Consider the following 24,865-nt stretch of genomic DNA (forward strand, 5'->3'; position numbering starts at 1 on the left):
ATCGGAGCAAGAACTTGCTAAAACGATCCCTCGGCACCCTGGCCCTGTTTTCCTTCCTGGCCGGCTGCGCCAGCCACGACATCGACCCGCGTGGTTATGACCAGACGGGCACCGCCTCTTACTACGGCTCACGCCACCACGGCAAACGCACTGCCAGCGGCGAACCTTTCAACCAGCATGGCCTCACCGCCGCCCACCGCAGCCTGCCGTTCGGCACCCGCGTACTGGTCACCAATACGGCCAACCAGCGCAGTGTTGTGGTACGCATCAACGACCGTGGCCCGCACACCCGCGGCCGCCTGATCGACCTGTCTCGCGCTGCTGCAGAAAAAATCGGCATGCTCCGTAGCGGAACGGCGCGCGTGCGAGTACAAGGGCTTAGCGACTGACGCGACAGGAGTCCGACCATTTTCGACCTGGCCACCCTTCCCACCTTCAGCCTGCTGCAACTGGGCATTGCCCTGCTGCTGCTGGTCGGCGGCGCCGAATTGCTGGTGCGCGCAGCGCTGCGCCTGGCACAGCGCCTTCATGTTCGCCCGCTGATCATCGGCCTGAGCCTGGTGGCCTTCGGCAGTACCGCGCCACAACTGACCGTGAGCCTGCAGGCCGCCTACCAGGGCGCGCCGGATGTGGCAGTGGGCAGCGTGATCGGTAGCAACATTTTCAACGTACTGGTCATTCTCGGCCTGGCCGCACTGATCATTCCCCTGCGCGTATCGCGCCAGCTGGTGCGCCTGGACATTCCGCTGATGATCGTCGCCAGCGGCCTGGTCTACGCCCTCTCCGCCAACGGCCATCTGGGCCGGGTAGAAGGTGGGCTGCTGCTGCTTGGCCTGGCCGGCTACCTGGCAATGCTCTGGCACCAGTCGCGCCACTACGCACGCACCTACCCTGCGCCGGATACGACCAAGTCCAGCGCCAGGCGTTTCTGGTCGGGCACGCTGCTGCAAGTGCTGGCCGGCCTTGGCCTGCTGAGCCTGGGCGGCCACCTGCTACTGGAGGCTGCCGTCGAGGTGGCCACCGACCTGGGCCTGTCCGAGCGCATCATCGGCCTGACGGTCGTCGCCATCTGCACTTCCCTGCCGGAACTGGCTGCCGCCCTGATCGCCGCCCTGCGTGGCGAAAGGGAGATCGCCGTGGGCACGGTGATCGGCAGCAACCTGTTCAACTTGCTGGCCGTGCTCGGCCTGACCGCACTGGTCACCCCCGAGCCGCTGTCGATCTCACCCAATGCGCTGTCATTTGACTTGCCAGTGATGCTCGGCGTTGCCGTGCTGAGCCTGCCGGTGTTTTATTCCGGTTACCGGATCACCCGGGCCGAAGGCGTGGTGTTCCTTTGCCTGTACCTGGCCTACGGGCTGCACGTAGCGGCGTTTACCATGGGCATGCCGCTGGCAGGCCGCCTGGAACGTTTGATGCTGTTCTACGTGCTGCCGGTGCTCGCGATGGTGTTGCTGTACACCACCGCGCGCGCTTGGCGGCGGCAGCACTAGACAAGAGGCCGGGCCTGCTTTACTACTTGGCCTGGCGGGCCTTCTTCAGTTTGAAGGCCACCCACAGCACGGCAATCCATGCCGGGATCAGCATCACCGAGATACGAATCGGCGGGGTCAGGTACATCACCACCAGAATCAGCACGATGAACGCCAGGCACAGGTAGTTGGTCAGCGGGTGCCCCAGGCTCTTGTAGAACGGGGTGATTCCGGCCGCCAGCTTGGCCTTGCGGAACTTCAGGTGGGTAATGCTGATGCTCGCCCAGTTGATCACCAACGCCGACACCGCCAGGGCCATCAGCAAACCAAAGGCTTCACCCGGCATCAGGTAGTTGATCACTACGCACAAGCCGGTAGCGAAGGCCGAAACGCCCAGCGCAGTCAGCGGCACACCGCTGCGGCTCACTTTCAGCAACTGGCGCGGTGCGTCGCCCTGGCTGGCCAGGCCAAACAGCATGCGGCTGTTGGCGTATACGCAGCTGTTGTAAACCGACAGCGCAGCCGTCAGCACCACGATATTGAGAATGGTCGCCACCAGGTCGCTGTCCAGCTCGTGGAAAATCATCACGAACGGGCTGCCGCCCTGCACGACCTTCTGCCACGGGTACAGCGACAGCAGTACCGCCAGGGCACCGATGTAGAAGATCAGGATGCGGTACACCACCTGGTTGGTGGCCTTGGGGATGCTCTGACGCGGGTTGTCGGCCTCGGCAGCGGTGATACCCACCAGCTCCAGGCCACCGAACGAGAACATGATCACCGCCATCGCCATCACCAGGCCGCTGACACCGTTAGGGAAGAAGCCGCCGTACTGCCACAGGTTGGCTACGCTGGCATCCGGGCCGCCATGGCCGCTGGTCAGCAACCAGGCGCCGAAACCGATCATGCTGACAATGGCAACCACCTTGATCAGGGCGAACCAGAATTCCATTTCGCCATAGACCTTCACCTGGGTCAGGTTGATCAGGTTGATTACCACGAAAAAGATCGCCGCCGTCGCCCAGGTGGGGAAATCCGGCCACCAGTACTGCACGTAGATACCCACCGCGGTCAGTTCGGCCATGCCAACCAGCACATAGACCACCCAGTAGTTCCAGCCCGACACGAAGCCGGCAAACTCGCTCCAGTATTGGTGGGCAAAATGGCTGAAGCTGCCGGCCACCGGCTCTTCGACAACCATTTCACCCAGCTGGCGCATTATCAGGAAGGCCATCAGGCCAGCGATGGCATACCCCAGCAACACGGAGGGGCCGGCCAGCTGGATGGTCTGGGCGATACCCAGGAACAAGCCGGTACCAATGGCCCCGCCCAGCGCGATCAGCTGGATATGGCGATTCTTCAGCCCGCGCTGCAGCTCGGGCGTGCTCTGGTCTTGCATGAAGTGTCCTTTAGCTCAGTGAGGCTGTTTTTTGTGTTGTTTGCAGTCAAGGATCTAGATCCATCCGCCCCACTGCAAGATGAAAATGCCGATATTGGTGGTGATTGCCGCCATTAACGTCGTAATGACGATGATCGACGCCGCCAGTTCATGGTTGCCGTTGGCCGCACGTGCCATCACGTAGCTGGCCGCAGCGGTGGGGCTGCCGATGTACAGGAACAGGATGCCCAGTTCGGCCCCGCGAAAACCGCATAGCCAGGCGCCCAAGGTGCCCACCAGCGGTAGCCAGACCATCTTCACCAGGCTGGCGTCGATGGCCAGCCTGCCGCTGTCGCGCAATGCCGCCAACGACAGGGTCCCGCCAATGCACATCAACGCCAACGGCAGGGTCATCTGGGCGAGGTAATCACCCGAAGTCAGCAGCCAGTTGGGTAGCGGCACCTGACCGTAAGCCATGGGGGTAGCCACCAGCACGCTGATGATCAGCGGGTTGCTGAAGATGCTCTTGCAGATGCTCCAGGGGTCGGACTTGAGGTCCGGGCTGTACACCGCAAGTACCACTGCCGACAGCGAGTTGTACATGAGGATGACCAGGCCGGCGAGCACTGCCCCCAGGGAAATACCATAGTCCCCGTACAGACTGGCGGCCAAGGCCAGGCCGATCACGCCGTTGTTGCCGCGGAACGCGCCTTGGGTATAAATGCCCCGCTCCGCTAGCGGGCTGCGCCAGATGGCCATACCCCAGGCGACGGCAAAGCCAACCAGTGTGGCGGCGATGAAGTAGAGGATGACTCCAGGCTTTACCGCTGCTGCCAGGTCGGCGTGGTAGATACCGAGGAACAGCAGCGCAGGCATGCAGACATTGAACACCAACTGCGAGGCGACGCGGTTGAAGTTGTCGTCGATCAGGTGGATGCGTTTGAGCAGCACGCCCATGAACAACATGGCGAAGACAGGTGCCGTGATGTTCAGCGTCTGGATAAGAAGGGCGAGCATGCGCTAGCGATCCTGGAGGGGTTGCCGTCAGGCGGCCAATGATACGCCAACAGCCGGGATTTGCGGGGATCGCGCGTGATAAAAGCACATGTCTTTCAGATTCTGCACTGCCAGTACTGGCCTCTTCGCGGGCACGCCCGCTCCCACAGGTACGGCACTGCTCTCAAGGGCGGCGCGGTATTTGTGGGAGCGGGCGTGCCCGCGAAGAAGCCAACATAGAATCAGCGACGGACCGGGCGCTTCTGCAGTTTGCGCTGCAAGGTCCGGCGGTGCATGCCCAGCGCCCGCGCGGTGGCCGAAATGTTGCCCTCATGCTCGTTCAGCACGCGCTGGATGTGTTCCCACTGCAGGCGGTCGACCGACATCGGGTTTTCCGGCACCAGGGTATCCAGGTCGGTATGCTCCGACAGCAACGCTGCCAGCACGTCATCGGCGTCGGCCGGCTTGCACAGGTAATTGCAGGCACCGCGCTTGACCGCCTCCACCGCAGTGGCAATGCTCGAGTAACCGGTCAGGATCACCACGCGCATTTCCGGGTCCAGCTCCAGCAGCTTGGGCAGCAGCACAAGGCCGGAGTCACCGTCCATCTTCAGGTCCAGCGTGGCGTAGTCCGGCAGGTCCTGCTGGGCCAGGATCAAGCCTTCCTCGGCAGAACTGGCAGTGCTCACGCGGAAACCGCGACGGCTCATGGCCCGGGCCATGACCCGGGTGAAGGTGGCGTCATCATCCACCAGCAGCAGGTGCGGCAGCTCTTCGCTTTCGACCTGGTTTTCTTCGCTCATCATTCATCTCCTCGCTTGCCATAGGGCAGGCGCAATTCGGTCAGGGTGCCACCCTGTTCATGACTATAGAGTTTTACCGAACCGCCCGCACGGGTCACGCTGGCCTTGCTCAAGAACAGGCCCAGGCCGAAGCCTTTGCCTTTGGTGGTAATAAAGGGCTTGCCGATGGCTTCGGCAATGGCCGGTGGCACGCCAGGGCCATGGTCGCGAATGCTGATGACGATGTCCTGGGCGTCCCAGTCCAGGCGGACTTCCAGGTCATCGGGGCAAGCATCTGCGGCATTGTTCAACAGGTTCAGCAGTGCCTGGGTCAGATCAGGCGGAGGCGTCAGACGCGGTACTTTGCCATCACGCAGGCGCTGGAAGCGGTAGCTGGCTTCCGGGCGCATCAGGTGCCAACGGTTCAGCGCCTCGTCCAGCCAGGCGGTCACGTCCTGCTCAACGATAGCCAGGCGGCGATTGGCTTCGGCGGCGCGCACCAACTGCTGCAAGGTTTCTTTGCACAGCTTTACCTGGTCCTGGAGGATCTGCAGGTCTTCCTGCAGCAGCGGGTCGGTGTGGTCCTGGCGCATTTCGTTGATCAGCACGCTCATGGTCGCCAGCGGCGTTCCCAGCTCATGGGCGGCACCGGCAGCCTGGGTGGCCACGGCCAGCAGTTGCTCGTCGCGCAGGCTTTCTTCGCGCCGTTCAGACCGTAACTGCTCCTGCCGGCGCAGCTCTTCGGCCATGCGCGCAGCAAAGAAGGTAATCACCGCAGCAGCCAGGGCAATGCTCAGCCACATGCCGTAGACCTGCATCTTGTCCCGCGCCATCGGCAGGCCTTCAAGCGGGTAGAACTGCACCAGCAGCATGCTGTACGCAGTCAGGGCGATGCCCGAAAGAATCAGCGAGTACAGCCACGGCAGGGTTACCGCGGCAATCGCCAACGGTACCAGGTAATACGACACGAACGGGTTGGTCGACCCGCCGGAGTAATACAGCAAGGCACTGTGAATCAGCAGGTCACAGGCCAGCTGCAGGGCATACTCCATTTCGGTGACCGGCACCGACAGGCGCAAGCGCAGCGCCGTGAAGGCGCACAGCAACGAGGACAGGGCCAAGGTGCCGGCCAGCGACAACCATGGCAATGGCAGTAGCTCGGTCCAGTAGGCAACACCCACCGAGCCGGCCTGGGCAGCCAGGACCAGGACCCGAATAACGGTCAGGCGCCAGAGGTTCTGGCGGGTAGCGGACAACGGTTGTACGGCAGCGAGCATGAGCTCTCCTGATGAGTGCTCCAGAAAATCGGCTGGAGTATACCGAAGCCGGGCACCCTGCTGCAGCGATGCGGCAAAGCGCCACACTTTGTCACAGGTTAATGATGGCACTTTTGAACCCACTACACTGTTCCCGGTCTGATCGGCCATGCGTGGCATGGATGACCAGAGCCACGCCTTTTATTGCCAAGGAGTACCACATGCTAATCCCACGTCACGGCGCCGCCCTGCTCATGTCTTGCGGCTTGCTCGCCAGCCTGCCGGCGCTGGCCGCCGATGAGCCACGTTACAACCAGGTATCGCTGCGCGCTGAAGTGAGCAAGGAAGTGGCGCGCGACCTGATGGTCGTGACCCTGTACAGCGAAGCGCAGAACACCGACCCGGGCAAGCTCGCCAAGCAGATCACCGAAACCATGAACAAGGCCGTGCAGCAGTCGCGCGAGGTCAAGGACGTGAAGATAAGCCAGGGCAGCCGCAACAGCTACCCGGTGTATGACAGCAAGGGCCAGAAGATCACCGGCTGGCGCGAGCGCGCCGAGCTGCGCCTTGAAAGCGCCGACTTCCCGGCCTTGTCCCAGCTCACTGCCGACCTGCTGCAAGAGCTGAAAATGGGCGGCATGGACTTCTCCATCGCCCCGGCCACGCGCAAGTCCAGCGAGGATGCTCTGCTCAAGGATGCAGTTGATGCCTTCAAGGCCCGTGCGCAGCTGGCGACCGAGGCGCTGGGTGGCAAGGGCTACAAAGTGGTCAGCCTGAACCTCAACAGCAGCGGCTACCCACGCCCGTACCTGCGCAGTGCACCGATGGCGATGAAAGCGATGGGGGCTGATGAAGCAGCGCCAGCGCCGGATATCGAGGCGGGTACCAGTGAAGTCAGCATGAATGCCGATGGCCTGATCGAAGTGCAGATGCCGTAACAGTTACGACGTACCTGTGGGGGCGGGCATGCCCGCGAAAAAGCCTACCCGATTGATGGCACGGGCTTCGCCCGTGTTCGCGGGCACGCCCGCTCCCACAGGGACCATACCCACCCGCAAAATTAGCGTTTTCAGACCTTTCCTACGCACCATAAAGGTGCCTCCTACATTTACTCCCGCCTCGAAATATCCCGCAAAATGCCATCATTTTGCCTGCGCAAACGTTTAACTTCGCCGAAAGTTATACTGATGCGACATCCATGTACGGTCGTACCACTTTTCCGGCGCCAACTATCCTTCTCCCTGTTGCATTGGGAACACCCCCTGCATAAGTATCTTCAGGTCGGCTCACGAGGCCACCTCATCCAAAAAATGACAACAATGAGGCCACCATGCTCAAACACGCAGTCATTCCGTTCCTGCTTGGCGCAGGTTTGCTCACCGGCGCACCGACGGCCCTGGCCGCGTCCAGCCTGGTGTTTTGCTCCGAAGGCAGCCCGGCAGGTTTCGACCCGGGGCAGTACACCACCGGGACCGACTTCGACGCCTCGGCCGAGACCGTGTTCAACCGCCTGACCCAGTTCGAACGCGGCGGTACCGCAGTGATCCCGGGCCTGGCGACCAAATGGGAGGTATCCGACGACGGCAAGGCCTACACCTTCCACCTGCGTGAAGGGGTGAAGTTCCACACCACCGACTACTTCAAGCCCAGCCGCCTGTTCAACGCCGACGACGTGCTGTTCACCTTCAACCGCATGCTCGACAAGGACCACCCGTTCCGCAAGGCCTCCCCCACCGAGTTCCCGTACTTCACCGACATGGGCATGGACAAGAACATCGCCAAGGTGGAGAAGGTCGACGAGCACACGGTCAGGTTCACCCTCAACGAGGTCGACGCCGCGTTCATCCAGAACCTGGCCATGAGCTTCGCCTCTATCCAGTCCGCCGAATACGCCGACCAACTGCTCAAAAACGGCAAGGCCACCGACATCAACCAGAAGCCGATCGGCACCGGCCCGTTCGTGTTCAGCAAGTACGAGAAGGACGCGCAGATCCGCTTCAAGGGCAACAAGGACTACTGGAAGCCCGAAGACGTGAAGATCGACAACCTGATCTTCGCCATCACCACCGATGCCTCGGTGCGCATGCAAAGACTGAAGAAGAACGAGTGCCAGGTCACCTTGTTCCCGCGCCCGGCCGACATCGAGCCGCTAAAGGCCGACAAGAACTTGCAGATGCCACACCAGGCCGGCTTCAACCTCGGCTACATCGCCTATAACGTGATGGACAAGATCAAGGGCAGCAACGAACCCAACCCGATGGCCCAGCTGAAAGTCCGCCAGGCGCTGGACATGGCCGTGGACAAGAAGCAGATCATCAAGTCGGTCTACCAAGGTGCCGGCCAGCTGGCAGTCAACGGCATGCCGCCGACCCAGTGGTCCTACGACGACAGCATCAAGGACGCACCGTTCGACCCCGAGAAAGCCAAGCAACTGCTGAAGGAAGCAGGTATCAAGGAAGGCACCGAGATCACCCTGTGGGCCATGCCCGTGCAACGCCCGTACAACCCCAATGCCAAGCTGATGGCCGAAATGTTGCAATCCGACTGGGCCAAGATCGGCATCAAGGCGAAGATCGTCAGCTATGAATGGGGCGAGTACATCAAACGCTCCAAAGCCGGCGAACAGGGCGCCATGCTGATCGGCTGGAGCGGTGACAATGGTGACCCGGACAACTGGCTGGGCACCCTCTACGGCTGCGATGCTGTCGACGGCAACAACTTCTCCAAGTGGTGCTACAAACCCTACGACGACCTGATCCAGCAGGCAAAAGCCACCTCCGACCAGGCCAAACGCACCGAGCTGTACCAAAAGGCGCAGCACATCCTCAAGGAGCAGGTACCGATCACCCCGATCGCCCACTCCACCGTGTACCAGCCCATGAGCGCCAAGGTGAAGGACTTCAAGATCAGCCCGTTTGCGCTGAACGCCTTCTACGGCGTCAGCGTGGACAAATAGAGTAACCCCGGCACCCGTCAAACGGCGGGTGCCCTTCACACTCTCCACCTCTTCATGTCGTCCTGCGGCCATCCGCTGCGGGGTCGGCGAACTGTTGCCGCCATTCGTACCCCGAGGCGGTGCAAACAGATGAAAAAGGATTTGCCATGCGCCACGCTACTTGCCTTTCGACCCTGCTGGCCCTGGGTCTGATAAGCCAATCCCCGATCCTGCTGGCCAACAACCTGGTGTTCTGCTCCGAGGGCAGCCCTGCGGGTTTTGACACCGCACAGTACACCAGCGCCACCGACAACGACGCCGCCGAACCGATCTACAACCGCCTGGTCGAGTTCGAGCGCGGTGGCACTGCCGTGCACCCTGCCCTGGCTACCCGCTGGGAAGTGTCCGACGATGGATTGCGCTACACCTTCCACCTGCGTGAAGGGGTGAAGTTCCACAGCAACAAGGCCTTCAGCCCAAGCCGCGATTTCAACGCCGACGACGTGCTGTTCACCTTCAACCGTATGCTCGACAAAAGCCACCCGTTCCGCCGGGCGTACCCCACCGAGTTCCCCTACTTCGTCAGCATGGGCCTGGACAAGAACATTGCCCAGGTCGAAAAGGTCGACCCGCTCACCGTGGTATTCACCCTCAACACGGTCGACGCCGCGTTCATCCAGAACCTGGCCATGAGTTTCGCCTCGATTCTGTCTGCCGAGTACGCCGAAAAACTGCTGGCCAGCGGTCGCCCCAGCGACATCAACCAGCAGCCGATCGGTACCGGGGCGTTCGTGTTCCAGCGTTATCAGAAGGATTCGCAGATCCGCTACAAGGGCAACAAGGATTATTGGGCACCGGACCAGGTGAAGCTCGACAACCTGGTGTTTTCAATCAATATCGACCCCTCGGTGCGTATCCAGAAGCTGCGCCGCAACGAGTGCCAGGTCACCCTGCACCCACGCCCGGCCGACCTGCCGGCACTGAAGGCCGACAGCAAGCTGCAGGTACTGCAGCAGCCAGGCTTCAACCTCGGCTACATCGCCTACAACACCCAGCATCCGCCGTTCGACCGCCTGGAGGTGCGCCAGGCAATGGACATGGCGGTGAACAAAAAAGCCATCATCCAGGCGGTGTATCAAGACTCCGGCCAATTGGCGGTCAACGCCATGCCACCGACCCAGTGGTCCTATGACGAAAGCCTCAAGGACGCACCCTACGCCCCGGAAAAGGCCAAACAGTTGCTGCAGGGGGCCGGCGTCAAGCCTGGCACCGAAATCACCCTCTGGGCCATGCCGGTGCAACGCCCCTACAACCCCAACGCCAAGCTGATGGCCGAAATGCTCCAGGCCGACTGGAACAAGCTGGGCTTGAAGGTGCGCATCGTCAGCTACGAATGGGGCGAATACATCAAGCGCATGAAAAGCGGCGAGCACGACATTGCCCTGATTGGCTGGACCGGTGACAACGGCGACCCGGACAACTGGCTGGGCACTCTCTATAGCTGCGATGCCATCGGCAGCAACAACTACTCGCTGTGGTGCGACCCGCAGTACGACAGCCTGGTCAAGCAGGCCAAACAGGTGACCGACCGCACGCAACGCAGCGCCCTGTACCAGCAGGCCCAGCAGCGGCTCAAACAGCAGGTGCCGATTACCCCGGTTGCGCATTCCACGGTGAACCAGCCGCTTAGCGTCAAGGTTTCCGGGTTCAAAGTGAGCCCGTTTGGGCGCAATGATTTTTCCGGTGTGAGTGTTGATTAAGCGTTAGCCAGTACCGGCCTCTTCGCGGCGGTTCGGCGCCCCGACTTCCCCGCTCCCACAGGATCACTACAGGATCGCAACTTGCGCCCTACCTGTGGGAGCGGGCGAGCCCGCGAAGAGGCCGGCACAGCCAACACAACGCCCCCAATTTTGCCCGGAGATCCCGCGGCAACCCTGGCAACACCGCAACAACCATCCGGCCCACAAGGCCGGCAATAACTAGAAAAAAATGGGAGCTTCAACCTTGAGAGTATTCACCCTGACCGCACTGGCCTTATCCATCAGTGCCTTTTCCACCGTCGCCCAGGCCAACACCCAAAGCCAGGACTTCGTGCCCATCACCCTCAAAGGCAGTAGCGAGCAAGCGCAAGCCAGCGGCTTCATCGACGGCCAGAGCCTGTCCGGCACCACCCGCAACTGGTACGCCCGAGAGCGCGCTGCACGTGCTCCGCTGTGGCGCTACTACAAGAGCGACGGCACCCGCCAACCCACCCACAGCCGGGAAAACTGGCTGCAGGGCACCATACTCAACTACAGCTCCGGTTTCACCCAGGGCACTGTTGGCATCGCAGTCGAAGCCGCTGCCTACAATGCCATCGCTCTGCAACAAAGCCGCCAGGCTGTCGCCGGTCCCAACAACCGCACCTTGACCCACAGCGATGGCGACCCCATCGGCCAGTGGAGCAAACTGGGCCTGGGCAACATCAAGGCGCGCGTGTCCAACACCACCCTTACCCTGGGCCGTCAGTCGGTGGACACGCCAATGATCGCCTACATCGGCAACCGCGCCCTCCCATCCAGCTTCCAGGGCGCATTCCTGCACAGCGCCGAATTCGACAACCTCAGCTTCGACCTGGGCACCTTCGACCGTGTCTCGCCGCGCACCGAACAAAGCCTCAGCAAGTTCCGCAGCGAATACAGCGCCACCGGCGTGGAAACCGACCGTGCCAGCACAGCCGGCATCAACTACCAGCCGTTCAAGAGCCTCAACACCAGCCTGTACGCCACCAAGGTCGACGACTTCTGGAACCAGTACTACTTCGGCGCCAACCACGTACTCGGCGACAACGCAGTGCTCAGCCTGAGCACAGGCCTGAACTACTACAAGACCGTCGACGCCGGCAGCCAGAAGATGGGCAAGATCGACAACGACACTTACAGCCTGTCGCTCGACCTGACCCACCAGGCCCACACCCTCGGTGCCTCCTGGCAGCAGGTCAACGGCAACGAGTACTTCGACTACCTGCACGAAACCAACGGCATCTACCTGGCCAACTCGCTGCTGTCGGACTTCAACGGCCCCAACGAAAAATCGCTGAAGATCTCCTACGTGCTGAACATGGCGCCCTACGGCGTGCCGGGCCTGAAGTTCAACCTGTACAACGCCCGCGGCTGGGGCATCGACGGCACCCACTACCGTGGCACCGCCTACGACGTGAAGGGCCTGAACGGCGAAACCCACTACGAGTGGGGCATCGGCACCAGCTACGCCGTGCAGAGCGGGCCGCTGAAAGACACCAGCATCCGCGCCACCTACACCACTCACCGCGCCAGCAAGGCGCAGGGTGATGGCAGCCTGGATGAGTTCCGCGTGGTAACCACCATTCCATTCAACATTCTTTGACCGCTGGCGCCACGGTCCCCTTTCCTAGCGGGCCGTGGCGGCTACGCTGGAATCAATGCAAAAGCAGGGAGTCTTTAACCCATGCAGAAAGCTTTCATCAACTCGCTACCATTACGCCTGGCGCTGGCCGCGCTGGTGCTGGGCAGCGCCACGCAGCTGGCGGCCAAGCCGCTGGTGGTGTGCACCGAAGCCAGCCCGGAAGGGTTCGACGTTGTTCAGTACACCACCGGGGTCACCTTCGATGCCGCCGCAGAAACGCTGTTCAACCGCCTGGTCGACTTCAAGCCCGGCACGACCGATATCGAACCGGCTCTGGCCGAACGCTGGGACATTTCAGCCGACGGCCTGACCTACACCTTCCACCTGCGCCAGGGGGTTAAATTCCACAGCACCGACTACTTCACGCCCACCCGCGAATTCAACGCCGATGATGTGCTGTGGAGCCTGCGACGCCAGCTCGACCCTGCGCACCCATGGCATGACAAGACCAGCGTCGGCTACCCGTATTTTGAGAGCATGAACTTCAAAAGCTTGCTCAAGTCCGTGAACAAGACCGACGACCACACCGTGGTGATCACCCTCACCCGCCCTGAAGCGCCTTTCCTGCGCGACATGGCCATGAATTTCACTTCGATCTACTCCGCCGAATACGGCGACCAGTTGCTCAAGGCCGGCAAGACCGCCGAGCTGAACAGCAAGCCGATCGGCACTGGCCCGTTCATCTTCCAGCGCTACAACAAAGACGCCCAGGTGCGCTTCAAACCAAACCCGGACTACTTCCGCGGCAAGCCACCCGCCGATGCTCTGATTTTCGCCATCGCCACCGACAGCAACGTGCGCCTGCAGAAGCTGCGCGCCAACGAATGCCAGATCGCGATTTACCCCAAACCGGAAGACGTGCCGTCGATAAAGGCCGACCCCAAGCTCAAGGTGGCAGAGACCGAAGCGCTGGTCACCGGCTACATCGCCATGAATACCGAGCACAAGTACCTCAACGATGTGCGTGTGCGTAAAGCCATCAACATGGCCTTCGATCGTCAGGCCCACGTTGACCAGCTATTTGGAAAGGGCAATGCGCTAGTCGGCGTGAACCCCTATCCACCGACCATGATCGGGTACAACACCAGTAACCAGAACCCCCCACGCGACCTCGACAAGGCACGCGCCCTGCTCAAAGAGGCTGGCGTACCGGAGGGCACAGTGATCACGCTGTTTACCCGCAACGGCGGCGGCATGACCAACCCGAACCCGCGCCTGTCAGCCGAGATGCTGCAGGCCGACCTGAAACAGATCGGCCTGAAGCTGGATATCCGGGTGATGGAGTGGGCGGAAATGCTGCGCCGCGCCAAAAATGGCGAGGCCGACCTGGTATCCACCGGCTGGGCTGGCGACAACGGCGACCCAGACAACTTCCTCGGCCCGCTACTCAGCTGCGAGGCGGCAAAGAACGGCGAGAACTACGCCCGCTGGTGCAACTCGAAATTCCAGGAACTGATCAGCCGCGCCCGCGAAGTGGTCGACAACGAGGAACGCGCAAGGCTCTATAGCGAGGCATTGAAGGTGTACGATGACGACCAACCCTGGATCAGCATGGCCCACCCCAAGGTGTTCACGGCCATGCGTGACAACGTGGAGGGCTACGTGATCAGCCCTCTGACCAAAAACAACTTCGCCACCACCAAGGTGAAGTAGAACAACAACGACCGCCGGCCACCCAAACGGGGCCCGGCGGCACTGCCGTAGCGTGCTGGTTGCCGCGCGGCCTGATGAGGTAACCCTGACAATGTTGAGCTTTATTGCCCGGCGCCTTGGCCTGCTGATACCGACCTTTTTCGGCATCACTTTGCTGACCTTCGCGCTCATACGCCTGATCCCCGGCGACCCGGTGGAAGTGATGATGGGCGAGCGCAGGGTCGACCCCGAAATGCATGCCCAGGCCATGGAGCGTCTTGGCCTGAACAAACCACTGCCGGCTCAGTACCTGGATTACGTCGGCAAGCTGGCCCAGGGCGATCTGGGCGAGTCGCTGCGTACCCGCGAAAGCGTCTGGACCGAATTCCTCACCCTGTTCCCGGCCACCCTCGAACTGGCCTTCGCTGCCCTGCTGTTCGCCGGCATCGTCGGCCTGCTGGCCGGGGTGATCGCTGCGCTCAAGCGCGGCTCGCTGTTCGACCACGGGGTCATGGGCATATCGCTGGCCGGCTATTCCATGCCGATCTTCTGGTGGGGCCTCATCCTGATCATGTTCTTCTCGGTGAGCCTGGGCTGGACCCCAGTGTCCGGGCGCATCGACCTGCTTTACGACATCGAGCCGAAAACCGGCTTCATGCTAATCGACACCCTGCTCAGCGACGAAGAAGGCGCGTTCAAGGACGCGGTGATGCACCTGATTTTACCGTCCATCGTGCTCGGCACCATCCCGCTGGCAGTGATCGCCCGCATGACCCGCTCGTCAATGCTCGAAGTGCTGCGCGAAGACTATATCCGCACCGCACGCGCAAAAGGCCTGTCGCCTGCTCGTGTGGTGTTCGTGCACGGCTTGCGCAACGCCCTGATCCCGGTACTGACCGTGTTCGGCCTGCAGGTCGGCACCTTGCTGGCGGGCGCAGTGCTGACCGAAACCATCTTTTCCTGGCCGGGCATCGGCAAATGGCTGATCGAAGCCATCGGTGCCCGTGACTACCCCGTGGTCCAGAACGGCATCCTGTTGATCGCCTGCCTGGTGATTCTGGTCAACTTCGTCGTGGATATCCTCTACGGCCTGGCCAACCCACGCATCCGTCATCAGCGCTGAGGCCCAAGCCATGACTAGCCCGATTGCAAAATCCGTATCGCCGGCCAGCCCGGTGGACCAGAGCCTGCTCTACCCCTCGCCCTACAAGGAATTCTGGCAGGCCTTCGCGCGCAACAAGGGCGCGGTAATGGGCCTGGCCTTCATGTGTGTGGTGGTGTTCTGTGCACTGTTCGCGCCGTGGGTCGCCCCGCATGACCCCAGCGAGCAATACCGCGACTTCCTGCTGACCCCGCCCGTCTGGCTGGACGGCGGCACCTGGCAGTTCATCCTGGGTACCGATGAACTTGGCCGCGACCTGCTTTCACGGTTGATCCAGGGCGCGCGGTTGTCGCTGCTGATCGGCCTGGCTTCGGTGGTGATATCGCTGATCCCGGGCATCCTGCTGGGCCTGCTGGCGGGCTTTTTCCCGCAGTTGCTCGGCCCTTCGATCATGCGCCTGATGGACGTGATGCTGGCCCTGCCGTCGCTGCTGCTGGCCGTGGCCATCGTCGCCATTCTTGGCCCTGGCCTGATCAATACGGTGATCGCTATCGCCATTGTGTCTTTGCCGTCCTACGTGCGCCTGACCCGTGCAGCGGTGATGGTCGAGCTGAACCGCGACTACGTCACCGCCGCACGCCTGGCCGGTGCCGGGCTGCCAAGGCTGATGTTCGTCACTGTGCTGCCCAACTGCATGGCGCCACTGATCGTGCAGGCTACCCTCAGCTTTTCCTCGGCAATCCTCGACGCAGCAGCCCTGGGCTTCCTCGGCCTCGGCGTGCAGCCACCTACCCCCGAGTGGGGCACCATGCTGGCATCTGCCCGTGACTACATCGAGCGCGCCTGGTGGGTGGTGAGCCTGCCCGGCCTGACCATTCTGCTCAGTGTGCTGGCAATCAACCTGATGGGCGACGGCCTGCGCGATGCGCTGGACCCGAAACTCAAGAACGCCGCCTGAGGAGAACGCCATGTCACTGTTGCAGATCAAAAACCTCAACGTGCGCTTCGGCGACGCCACTGCGGTACCCGTGGTCGACGGCCTGGACCTGGCGGTGGAGGCCGGCGAGATCCTGGCCATTGTCGGCGAGTCGGGCTCGGGCAAATCCGTGACCATGATGGCCTTGATGGGCCTGATCGACGCCCCCGGGCGCATCACCGCCGACGCCCTCAGCTTCGACGGTACCGACATGCTCAAGCTCAGCGCCCGCCAGCGGCGCAAGGTGGTGGGCAAGGACATCGCCATGGTCTTCCAGGACCCGATGACCGCGCTCAACCCAAGCTATACCGTGGGCTACCAGATCGAGGAAGTGCTGCGCCAGCACCTGGGCCTGAGGGGCAAGGCGGCGCGTCAGCGTGCCTTGGAACTGTTGAAGAAAGTGGAAATTCCGGCCGCTGAAAGCCGCCTGGATGCCTACCCGCACCAGCTGTCTGGCGGGATGAGCCAGCGTGTGGCAATTGCCATGGCGATCGCCGGCGAGCCCATGCTGCTGATCGCCGACGAACCGACCACTGCGCTGGACGTGACCATCCAGGCGCAGATCATGGAGCTGCTGGTCAACCTGCAGAAGGAGCGCAACATGGCGCTCATCCTGATCACCCACGACCTCGCCGTGGTCGCCGAAACGGCCAAGCGGGTGTGCGTCATGTACGCAGGCGAAGCTGTCGAGGTGGGCCAGGTGCCGGACCTGTTCGACGTACCCGCCCACCCTTACAGCGAGGCATTGCTGGCGGCGATCCCCGAGCACAGCATCGGCGCCGAACGCCTTGCCACCCTGCCGGGTATCGTTCCCGGCCGCTACGACCGCCCGCTCGGCTGCCTGCTGTCACCGCGCTGCCCGTACGTGCAGGACAACTGCCGGCGCCAGCGCCCGCCCCTCGACCCCCAAGCCCACAGCCTTGTGCGTTGCTTCTACCCGCTGAACCAGGAGGTGGCGTGATGGCCGTCGTTCTAACTGCCCGGGATTTGACCCGGCATTACGAAGTCTCCCGCGGGCTGTTCAAAGGCCATGCCCTGGTCCGCGCACTGAATGGCGTGTCGTTTGAACTGGAAGCCGGCAAGACCCTGGCGGTGGTCGGCGAGTCTGGCTGCGGCAAATCGACCCTGGCCCGCGCCCTGACCCTGATCGAAGAGCCTTCGTCCGGCTCACTGCAAATCGCCGGCACCGAGGTGAAGGGCGCCAGCAAGGCGGAGCGCAAGCAACTGCGCCGCGACGTACAGATGGTGTTCCAGAGCCCCTACGCTTCGCTCAATCCACGGCAGAAGATTGGCGACCAACTGGCCGAACCCCTGTTGATCAACACCTCGCTGAGCAAGGCCGAGCGGCGCGAGAAAGTGCAGAAGATGATGGAGCAGGTGGGCCTGCGCCCCGAGCACTACCAGCGCTACCCGCACATGTTCTCCGGTGGCCAGCGCCAGCGTATCGCCCTGGCCCGGGCGATGATGCTGCAGCCCAAGGTGCTGGTGGCGGACGAACCGACCTCGGCGCTGGACGTGTCGATCCAGGCCCAGGTCCTGAACCTGTTCATGGACTTGCAGAAGGAGTTCAACACCGCCTACGTGTTCATCTCGCACAACCTGGCGGTGGTGCGGCATGTGGCCGATCACGTACTGGTGATGTACCTCGGGCGCCCGGTGGAAATGGGGCCTAAAGCGGATATCTACGACAAGCCGCTGCATCCGTATACCCAGGCACTGCTGTCGGCAACGCCAGCCATTCACCCGGACCCGCTGAAGCCGAAGATCCGCATTGTCGGGGAGCTGCCCAACCCGCTGAGCCCGCCGGACGGCTGTGCGTTTCACAAGCGCTGCCCACATGCGAGCGAGCGCTGTGCGAAAGAGGTGCCGGCGTTGCGGCAGGTGAGTACTCGGCAGGTGGCTTGCCACTATGCCGAGCAATTTCTTTAGCCTTTAGATTGCCGGCGAAAGGGCCGCAAAGCGGCCCCCTCGTTCAGTGCATGAAAATCGCAATCAGGATAATCACCGGGATAGGTACCCCAAGCATCCAGAGCAGTATCGAGCGCATGTCGGTTCTCCTTGCTTAACGTTGAATGGTGCGATGAGCAACATATTCGCCTTCCAGCCACTGCACCTGATCACGACGGCGGCCACCATAAAGCGCGGCAAGGCTGGCAAAGAAGGCACCGCACAGTAGTGCTACGAAGGTCCACAACGCGGTCCATGCAGCAACCTTGGCGGCAGTGTCAGCAGCTTGCTTGGCCTGCAGCTTGAGCTGTTGTACCTGGGCCATTACCTGGTCGACGCGGGCCTCTGCCTCGGGCTGGGTCAGGCGAGTACGTTGCGCCACCAACTGCGCAAGATAGGTACGGTCTTCAGGCGCAAGCGCACCGTCACCTGCCAGGCCCTTGGCCAGAATGCGGGCTGCAACCCCATTGGCAGCGTCTTCGCTCACCGGTGCAGGACCGTCGCCACGGAACAGGCTGTCGACGAAGTACCCCATCGAATTCTTGTCAGCACTGGCGGCGGCCGCGCCACCGGCAGCAGCCGTCATGCCAACCACCTGGGTCGCCGCGCCAGCGCCTGCCCCTACCAGGTTGCCTGCCGTACCCAGTACCAGCATGGCGGCTACCAATGTCGCGACTGACCAGGACAGAAAGCCATGGGCGGTGTCGCGGAAATACACTTCATCGCCATGCAAGTTCGCCCACTTCACCCGCAGCCTGCCAGCGATATAGCCGCCCAGGCCAGAAGCGATAATCTGCGTCAGCAACAGCCAGATGATGGTGGAAACAGCCAACGTTTTCGCGCTTGCACCCTCGTTGGCCCAAGGTGAGGTGGCGGCAAAGCCCAATCCCGCACCCAGCACCACCAATATCAGCGATAGCGCGGCCGCAGCGGCAGCACCCGCAAAGATGGCCGCCCAGGAAACACCTGAGCGGCCTTGAGTATCGAAAACAGAGGAGTCGGCAGAGGAGATCATGATATGTGCGCCTATGTATGTTGTTAGCGAGAAGTCCATTCGCGCAGTTACCGTTGCAGGCGCTGTGCCATTCATTACAAAAAATTACTTATATGAAAATCAGGTAGTTAGCCAAGGCGGAAACTTGATAATCGTGCAAAAAGCGCGAATGGCGCTCCTGCATCAGGTGTTCTGCAATATTGTGACCTTCACACGGGCGAGGCATGATCCGGCCATGACACTTCCCGACGGCTTCGCCCAGACCCCACTCACCGCCGACGCGGTGCTGCGTTACCACCTGTGCTGGAAGCACCGCGACCTCGACGGCGTCATGGCGCTTTACCACCCCGACATCCAGTACCACGACTTCTTCCAGAACCGCGTGCTTGGCTACCAGGAACTGCGCGACTACGTGCGCGCCTGCCTGCCCCATGAAGCAGGCGAAGATATCGTCCACAGCGACCGCATCCGCGTCGATGGCAACACCGCGTTCATCCAGTACCAGGTCACGGTCCAGGGTGGTGACGGCCTGGTGGCGTTTCAGTCCAGCGAAGCAATCACCGTCAAAGACGGCCTGATCTGGCGGGTCAACGAATACGCCACGCTGGTTCGCCAGAACGGCAATGTCCTGGTCAGCAGCGGCCCGCGCCCGGCCACCAGTCGCCTGGGCCTGTCGCCGCGCCAGCTGTCGACCATGGCCCAGGACCTGGAGCACTATTTCCAGCGCCAGCGCCCTTACCTGGACCCGGAACTGGACCTGCAGCAGGTGGCCGACGCCAGCGGCTACAGCCGCAACCAGATCTCCTACCTGCTTAACCAGGTGCTGGGGCAAAGCTTCTACCGCTACGTCAACCAGGCCCGCCTGCAACACCTGATGGCCAGCCTCGACGACGACAGCGTCGAGGCGACAATCGATGAGCTGGCATTCAGTGCGGGCTTCAACTCGCTATCGGCGTTCTACAAGTGCTTCCGCGAGCACACCGGGCTTACGCCCAAGGCCTACCTCAAGCAAATTTCTCTGCGTGCACGCACGTAAGACAGCCGCAGGCAGGCAGCACTAGGATCGCCCACAGACCTTGACCGATGTGGAGCCGAACCCGATGCAACCCCTACGCACGCTAAGCCTGTGGATGGACCAGCTCGACGAGCCGCTGTGCGCCCGCCCGGCCCTGCGTGAAGACCTGGACGTGGATGTGTGCATCATCGGCGCCGGCTACACCGGTTTGTGGACCGCCTACTACCTCAAGCGCCAGGCGCCGCAATTGAACATCGCGGTGATCGACGCCAACATCGCCGGCTTCGGCGCTTCAGGGCGCAATGGCGGCTGGCTGATGGGCAACCTGCTGGGTGAGGACCGCCTGCTCGCCACCCTGTCGCCACAACAGCGGCGCAGCAGCATCGACCTGCTGCACGGCATTCCCGATGAAGTGCACGGCGTGCTGCAACGCGAAGGCATCGACTGCGATTACCGCAAGGGCGGCGTGCTGTACTGCGCCGCGCGCTACCCAGAGCAGGAGCGCAGCCTGCGCGCCTACCTTGACGACTTGTATCGCCAAGGCATGACCGAAGACGACTATCGCTGGCTGCGCCCCGAGCAACTGGAAAACCAGCTGCGGGTCAGTAATGCATTTGGTGCCATCTACAGCCCGCACACCGCGACCATCCAGCCGGCCAAACTGGTGCGCGGCTTGGCGCGGGCGGTGGAAGCGCTGGGCGTGCCAATCTACGAGAACACCCCGGCAATCGACTGGCAACCCGGCGAAGTACGTACCCCGTTGGCGCGGATACGCTGCCAGTGGATGGTGCCCGCCGTTGAAGGCTACGCTGCCAGCCTGCCGCCACTGGGCAAGCACCAGCTGCCAGTACAGAGCTTGCTGGTGGCCACCGAGCCGCTGCCGGAATCGACCTGGGAGCAAATCGGCCTCAGCCAGGGCCAGGCCTTCAGCGAGAGCAGCCGCCAGGTCACCTATGGCCAGCGTACCGCCGACAACCGCCTGGTCTTCGGCGCACGCGGTGGTTACCGCTTCGGTGGCCGCCTGCGGGAAAACTTCAACCTCGACGAGCACGAAATCGAGCTGCGCCGCTACCTGTTCAGTGAACTGTTCCCGCAGCTCAAACACGTGCGCATCACCCACTCCTGGGGTGGCAACCTGGGCATGGCGCGGCGCTTTCGCCCGCACATGCTCTGCGACCGCCAGCGCGGCATCGCCTTGGCCGGTGGTTACGGCGGTGAAGGGGTCGGCGCCACCAACCTGGGCGGGCGCACCCTGGCCGCGCTAATCCTCAACCAGCAAAACGAATTGACCGCACAGCCCTGGGTACTCGACAACCGCCCGGTTTCCAGCCTGGCCAGCTGGCCACCCGAGCCCTGCCGCTGGCTGGGCTACAACGCAATCATCCAAAGCTTTATCCAAGAGGACCGGACCCTCGCCAACCCCGCCAGCGCGCCCTGGAGACGGCGCTTGGCCAGCAACCTTGCGGACTTCATGGAAGGCTTCATGCACTGACTTCCCTTTCCCAGACACAGGACCCACCGGTCATGAGCATTACCCAGTTCAAGAACACCGAAAGCGCCGTACTTGATAGCTCCAACCCGGTAGCAGTGCCGCTCGGCGAACCCGTAGCGGTGACTTCGGTCACCTGCGTGGAACGCAGCGATGGCGTCGAAACCGGCATCTGGGAGTGCACCCCCGGGCGCTGGCGGCGGCAGATCGTGCAGCAGGAGTTCTGCCATTTCATCAAGGGCCGCTGCACTTTCACCCCCGACGGTGGCGAGCCCCTGGTCATAGAAGCCGGAGACGCACTGATGCTACCGGCCAACAGCACCGGCACCTGGGATATCCAGGAGACCGTGCGCAAGACCTACGTACTTATCTTCTGATCCGCTGATCGCCTGCCTTCGATAACAACAGACAAAGCAAGGTAACCCGACATGCGCACGCTTCTCCTCGCCCCCCTGATGCTGGCCGCCAGCGTGGCCGGCGCCGCCGAAACGGTGAAGATCTACAACTGGTCCAGCTACGTCGCCCCCGACACGCTGAAAAACTTCCAGCAAACCAGCGGCATCGTGCCCACCTACGACGTGTACGACAGCAACGAGACCCTCGACGGCAAGCTGATGACCGGCAACTCCGGGTACGATGTGGTGTTCCCCTCCAACCACTTCATGGCCCGGCAGATCCAGGGCAAGGCCCTGAAGCGTCTGGACAAGTCGCAACTGCCCAACTGGCACAACCTCAACCCGGTGCTGCTGAAGGCGCTGGAGGTGAACGACCCGGGCAACCAGTACGGCTTCCCGTACCTGTGGGGCAGTACCGGAATCGGCTATAACATCGACAAGGTCAAGGCCGTGCTTGGCGACAACGCACCGGTGGACTCATGGGATCTGATCTTCAAGCCCGAATACATGAGCAAGCTGAAAAGCTGCGGCGTCGCGGTGCTGGATAACGGCCCCGAGCTGCTGCCGATTGCCCTGCACTACCTTGGCTTGCCGCACCACAGCCAGAACCCGGCGGACTACGAAAAGGCCAAGGCACTGCTGATGCAGGTGCGGCCGTATATCAGCTACTTCCATTCATCGAAGTACACCGGCGACTTGGCTAACGGCGATATCTGCGTGGTGGTGGGCTTCTCGGGGGATGTGTTGCAGGCGAAGAACCGTGCCGAAGAGGCGAAGAACGGGGTAAAGGTAGGCTATTCAATACCCAAGGAAGGCGCGCCGATGTGGTTCGACATGGTCGCCATGCCGGCCGATGCGCCGGACGAGAAAGCCGGCTACGCCTACATGAATTACCTGCTGCAGCCGGAAGTGATGGCCAACATCAGCAACCATGTGCAGTACGCCAACGGCAACCTCAAGGCGGACGGGCTGGTAGACTCGGCAATGAAGGGCAATACGATGATTTACCCGAGCGAAGACATGATGGGCAAGTTGTATGCCCTGGAAGCAATGCCGGCGAAGATCGACCGCATTCGTACCCGGATCTGGACCAGTATCAAAGCAGGAAACTGAAATGGGGCCGCTTTGCGGCCCTTCGCGGGCACGCCCGCTCCCACAGGTTACTCACTGCTCTTGAAAGCTGTGCAGTACCTGTGGGAGCGGGCGTGCCCGCGAAGGGCTGCAAGCAGCCCCAATTCTGCAATCAGTGGTGCTCGCGGGTAGCGCGGAACTTGACGTCTGGCCAGCGCTCTTCCATCAGCGCCAGGTTGACCCGGGTCGGCGCCAGGTAAGTCAGGTGCCCACCACCGTCGATGGCCAGGTTCTCCATGGCCTTGGTCTGGAATTCTTCGAGCTTCTTCTTGTCATCACAGCTGATCCAGCGCGCCGACCACACGGTGATCGGTTCGTAGGCGCATTCGACCTTGTACTCTTCCTTCAGGCGGCTGGCGACCACATCGAACTGCAGCACACCGACCGCACCGAGGATGATGTCGTTGCTGCGCTCGGGGAAGAAGACCTGGGTCGCGCCCTCTTCGGCCAACTGCTGCAGGCCCTGGCGCAGCTGCTTGGACTTGAGCGGGTCCTTCAGGCGCACGCGGCGGAACAGCTCCGGGGCGAAGTGCGGGATACCCGTGAAGCCCAGCGCCTCACCCTCGGTGAAGGTGTCGCCAATCTGGATGGTGCCGTGGTTGTGCAGGCCAATGATGTCGCCGGCAAAGGCCTCTTCCAGCTGCTCACGCTCGGAGGAGAAGAAAGTCAGTGCGTCACCGATGCGCACGTCCTTGCCGGTACGCACGTGGCGCATCTTCATGCCCTTTTCGTACTTGCCCGAGCAGATACGCATGAAGGCGATGCGGTCGCGGTGTTTCGGGTCCATGTTCGCCTGAATCTTGAACACGAAGCCTGTGAACTTGTCTTCCACCGGCTCAACGGTGCGCTCGTGGGCGACACGGGCCAGCGGGCGCGGTGCCCAGTCGACAACGGCATCGAGCACATGGTCGACACCGAAGTTGCCCAGTGCAGTACCGAAGAACACCGGGGTCAGTTGGCCATTGATGAATTCGTCCTGATCGAACTCATGGCATGCACCCTGTACCAGCTCAAGCTGTTCGAGGAAGCGATCGTATTCGTCACCCAGGTGCGCGCGAGCTTCATCGGAGTCGAGCTTTTCGATGATCTTCACCTCGGTACGCTCATGGCCGTGGCCCGGGGTGTAGACGATGATGTAGTCGCCTTGCAGGTGGTACACACCCTTGAAATCACGGTAGCAACCAATCGGCCAGGTGATCGGCGCAGCCTTGATCTTCAGCACCGCCTCGATCTCGTCGAGCAATTCGATCGGGTCGCGAATGTCACGGTCGAGTTTGTTGATGAAGCTGACGATTGGCGTATCGCGCAAGCGGCACACGTCCATCAGGGCGATGGTACGTGGCTCTACACCTTTACCGCCATCGAGCACCATCAGCGCCGAGTCAACCGCGGTCAGGGTGCGGTAGGTGTCTTCCGAGAAGTCTTCGTGGCCGGGGGTGTCGAGCAGGTTGATCATGTGCTCGCGATACGGGAACTGCATCACCGAGGTGGTGATGGAGATGCCGCGCTGCTTCTCCATTTCCATCCAGTCGGAGGTGGCGTGGCGGTCGGACTTGCGCGACTTCACGGTACCGGCGACGGCAATGGCCTTGCCCATCAGCAGCAGCTTCTCGGTGATGGTGGTCTTACCGGCGTCGGGGTGGGAAATGATTGCGAAAGTGCGGCGCTTCGCGACTTCGGCGGCCTGGTTGGTCATGGGAAATCGCCTGACTGGGGGATTCAAAAAGGGGCGATATCATACCTGAAATTGGGCGGGGACCAAAATCCAAGGTGCATGTCGGTAGCCGTTTGTCGCCTGCGAGATCAAGCGCCGCCCGCGCGGCGCATCGCGAGCTGCGCTCGCTCCTACGTTTGTTTTTGGCCAGTAACGCCTGTGACAGGCGCGCGCGACCGCCCTGTTCGTACGTCGCGATATCGTGCCGTGCGCCAATGCGTTCGCGCA

The 24,865-nt window shown here is 62.1% G+C and carries 21 protein-coding genes; 15 read left to right on the forward strand and 6 right to left on the reverse strand.

From position 1 onward, the window contains the following. The first annotated feature begins 14 nt into the window (after window positions 1-14). Window positions 15-389 carry a septal ring lytic transglycosylase RlpA family protein gene (locus tag P0Y58_25310; protein WEK30170.1) on the forward strand — a complete coding sequence of 125 codons (375 nt, stop codon included), beginning with the start codon at window positions 15-17 and terminating at the stop codon, window positions 387-389. Window positions 390-449: 60 nt separating this feature from the next. Beyond that, the gene (locus tag P0Y58_25315) at window positions 450-1,493 is read left to right on the forward strand and encodes a calcium/sodium antiporter (GenBank protein ID WEK33396.1); all 1,044 of its coding nucleotides are present in this window, start codon (window positions 450-452) and stop codon (window positions 1,491-1,493) included. A 22-nt stretch (window positions 1,494-1,515) separates the two neighbouring features. Here the strand turns inward: P0Y58_25315 and P0Y58_25320 are convergent, their stop codons facing one another. From P0Y58_25320 to P0Y58_25335, 4 genes are all read right to left on the reverse strand, one after another. Continuing rightward, window positions 1,516-2,871, reverse strand: coding sequence for an amino acid permease (locus P0Y58_25320; protein ID WEK30171.1), 1,356 nt, complete (start codon window positions 2,869-2,871; stop codon window positions 1,516-1,518). A 54-nt stretch (window positions 2,872-2,925) separates the two neighbouring features. Beyond that, a complete protein-coding gene (locus tag P0Y58_25325; GenBank protein WEK30172.1) occupies window positions 2,926-3,867 on the reverse strand; it encodes an AEC family transporter in 942 nt (313 codons plus the stop codon). A 221-nt stretch (window positions 3,868-4,088) separates the two neighbouring features. Next, the gene (locus tag P0Y58_25330) at window positions 4,089-4,649 is read right to left on the reverse strand and encodes a response regulator transcription factor (protein WEK30173.1); all 561 of its coding nucleotides are present in this window, start codon (window positions 4,647-4,649) and stop codon (window positions 4,089-4,091) included. Next, a complete protein-coding gene (locus P0Y58_25335) occupies window positions 4,649-5,905 on the reverse strand; it encodes an ATP-binding protein (GenBank protein WEK30174.1) in 1,257 nt (418 codons plus the stop codon). Before P0Y58_25335 ends, P0Y58_25330 begins: the two co-directional genes overlap by 1 nt. 200 nt (window positions 5,906-6,105) lie before the next feature. On the opposite strand from P0Y58_25335, the gene P0Y58_25340 reads away from it, so the two are divergent. From P0Y58_25340 to P0Y58_25380, 9 genes are all read left to right on the forward strand, one after another. Next, window positions 6,106-6,822 (forward strand): SIMPL domain-containing protein, encoded by a 717-nt coding sequence (locus tag P0Y58_25340; protein ID WEK30175.1) that lies wholly within the window; start codon window positions 6,106-6,108, stop codon window positions 6,820-6,822. Window positions 6,823-7,214: 392 nt separating this feature from the next. Continuing rightward, window positions 7,215-8,840: an ABC transporter substrate-binding protein gene (locus tag P0Y58_25345; protein WEK30176.1), complete on the forward strand. Its 1,626-nt coding sequence runs from the start codon at window positions 7,215-7,217 to the stop codon at window positions 8,838-8,840. 146 nt (window positions 8,841-8,986) lie between these two features. Further along, entirely contained in the window at window positions 8,987-10,579 is a 1,593-nt protein-coding gene (locus tag P0Y58_25350) for an ABC transporter substrate-binding protein (protein ID WEK30177.1), read from the forward strand. Between the two features lie 244 nt (window positions 10,580-10,823). Further along, on the forward strand, window positions 10,824-12,203 hold the full coding sequence (locus P0Y58_25355) for an OprD family porin (protein WEK30178.1): 1,380 nt from the start codon (window positions 10,824-10,826) through the stop codon (window positions 12,201-12,203). 81 nt (window positions 12,204-12,284) lie between these two features. Beyond that, window positions 12,285-13,895, forward strand: coding sequence for an ABC transporter substrate-binding protein (locus tag P0Y58_25360; protein ID WEK30179.1), 1,611 nt, complete (start codon window positions 12,285-12,287; stop codon window positions 13,893-13,895). Between the two features lie 91 nt (window positions 13,896-13,986). Next, window positions 13,987-14,997, forward strand: a complete 1,011-nt coding sequence (locus tag P0Y58_25365) for an ABC transporter permease subunit (GenBank protein ID WEK30180.1) — start codon at window positions 13,987-13,989, stop codon at window positions 14,995-14,997. A 10-nt stretch (window positions 14,998-15,007) separates the two neighbouring features. After that, entirely contained in the window at window positions 15,008-15,934 is a 927-nt protein-coding gene (locus P0Y58_25370; GenBank protein WEK30181.1) for an ABC transporter permease subunit, read from the forward strand. Window positions 15,935-15,944: 10 nt separating this feature from the next. Further along, window positions 15,945-16,913 carry an ABC transporter ATP-binding protein gene (locus P0Y58_25375; GenBank protein WEK30182.1) on the forward strand — a complete coding sequence of 323 codons (969 nt, stop codon included), beginning with the start codon at window positions 15,945-15,947 and terminating at the stop codon, window positions 16,911-16,913. Continuing rightward, window positions 16,913-17,881, forward strand: coding sequence for an ABC transporter ATP-binding protein (locus P0Y58_25380; GenBank protein WEK30183.1), 969 nt, complete (start codon window positions 16,913-16,915; stop codon window positions 17,879-17,881). Before P0Y58_25375 ends, P0Y58_25380 begins: the two co-directional genes overlap by 1 nt. Before the next feature lie 133 nt (window positions 17,882-18,014). Here the strand turns inward: P0Y58_25380 and P0Y58_25385 are convergent, their stop codons facing one another. Next, entirely contained in the window at window positions 18,015-18,914 is a 900-nt protein-coding gene (locus tag P0Y58_25385; GenBank protein WEK30184.1) for a hypothetical protein, read from the reverse strand. 214 nt (window positions 18,915-19,128) lie between these two features. Here P0Y58_25385 and P0Y58_25390 point away from each other — a divergent pair, with 214 nt between their 5' ends. The 4 genes from P0Y58_25390 to P0Y58_25405 all read left to right on the forward strand — a co-directional run bounded on the left by P0Y58_25390 (window position 19,129) and on the right by P0Y58_25405 (window position 22,905). Beyond that, a complete protein-coding gene (locus P0Y58_25390) occupies window positions 19,129-19,929 on the forward strand; it encodes a nuclear transport factor 2 family protein (GenBank protein WEK30185.1) in 801 nt (266 codons plus the stop codon). A gap of 64 nt (window positions 19,930-19,993) precedes the next feature. Further along, window positions 19,994-21,400 carry an FAD-binding oxidoreductase gene (locus tag P0Y58_25395; protein ID WEK30186.1) on the forward strand — a complete coding sequence of 469 codons (1,407 nt, stop codon included), beginning with the start codon at window positions 19,994-19,996 and terminating at the stop codon, window positions 21,398-21,400. Window positions 21,401-21,432: 32 nt separating this feature from the next. Then, a complete protein-coding gene (locus P0Y58_25400; GenBank protein WEK30187.1) occupies window positions 21,433-21,774 on the forward strand; it encodes a cupin domain-containing protein in 342 nt (113 codons plus the stop codon). 51 nt (window positions 21,775-21,825) lie between these two features. Next, window positions 21,826-22,905, forward strand: a complete 1,080-nt coding sequence (locus P0Y58_25405) for a polyamine ABC transporter substrate-binding protein (GenBank protein WEK30188.1) — start codon at window positions 21,826-21,828, stop codon at window positions 22,903-22,905. Window positions 22,906-23,035: 130 nt separating this feature from the next. Here P0Y58_25405 and P0Y58_25410 read toward each other — a convergent pair whose 3' ends face one another. Further along, a complete protein-coding gene (locus tag P0Y58_25410) occupies window positions 23,036-24,619 on the reverse strand; it encodes a peptide chain release factor 3 (protein ID WEK30189.1) in 1,584 nt (527 codons plus the stop codon). Window positions 24,620-24,865 lie beyond the last annotated feature (246 nt).

Origin of the sequence: Candidatus Pseudomonas phytovorans (genome assembly GCA_029202525.1) — a bacterium.
Taxonomy (GTDB): domain Bacteria; phylum Pseudomonadota; class Gammaproteobacteria; order Pseudomonadales; family Pseudomonadaceae; genus Aquipseudomonas; species Aquipseudomonas phytovorans.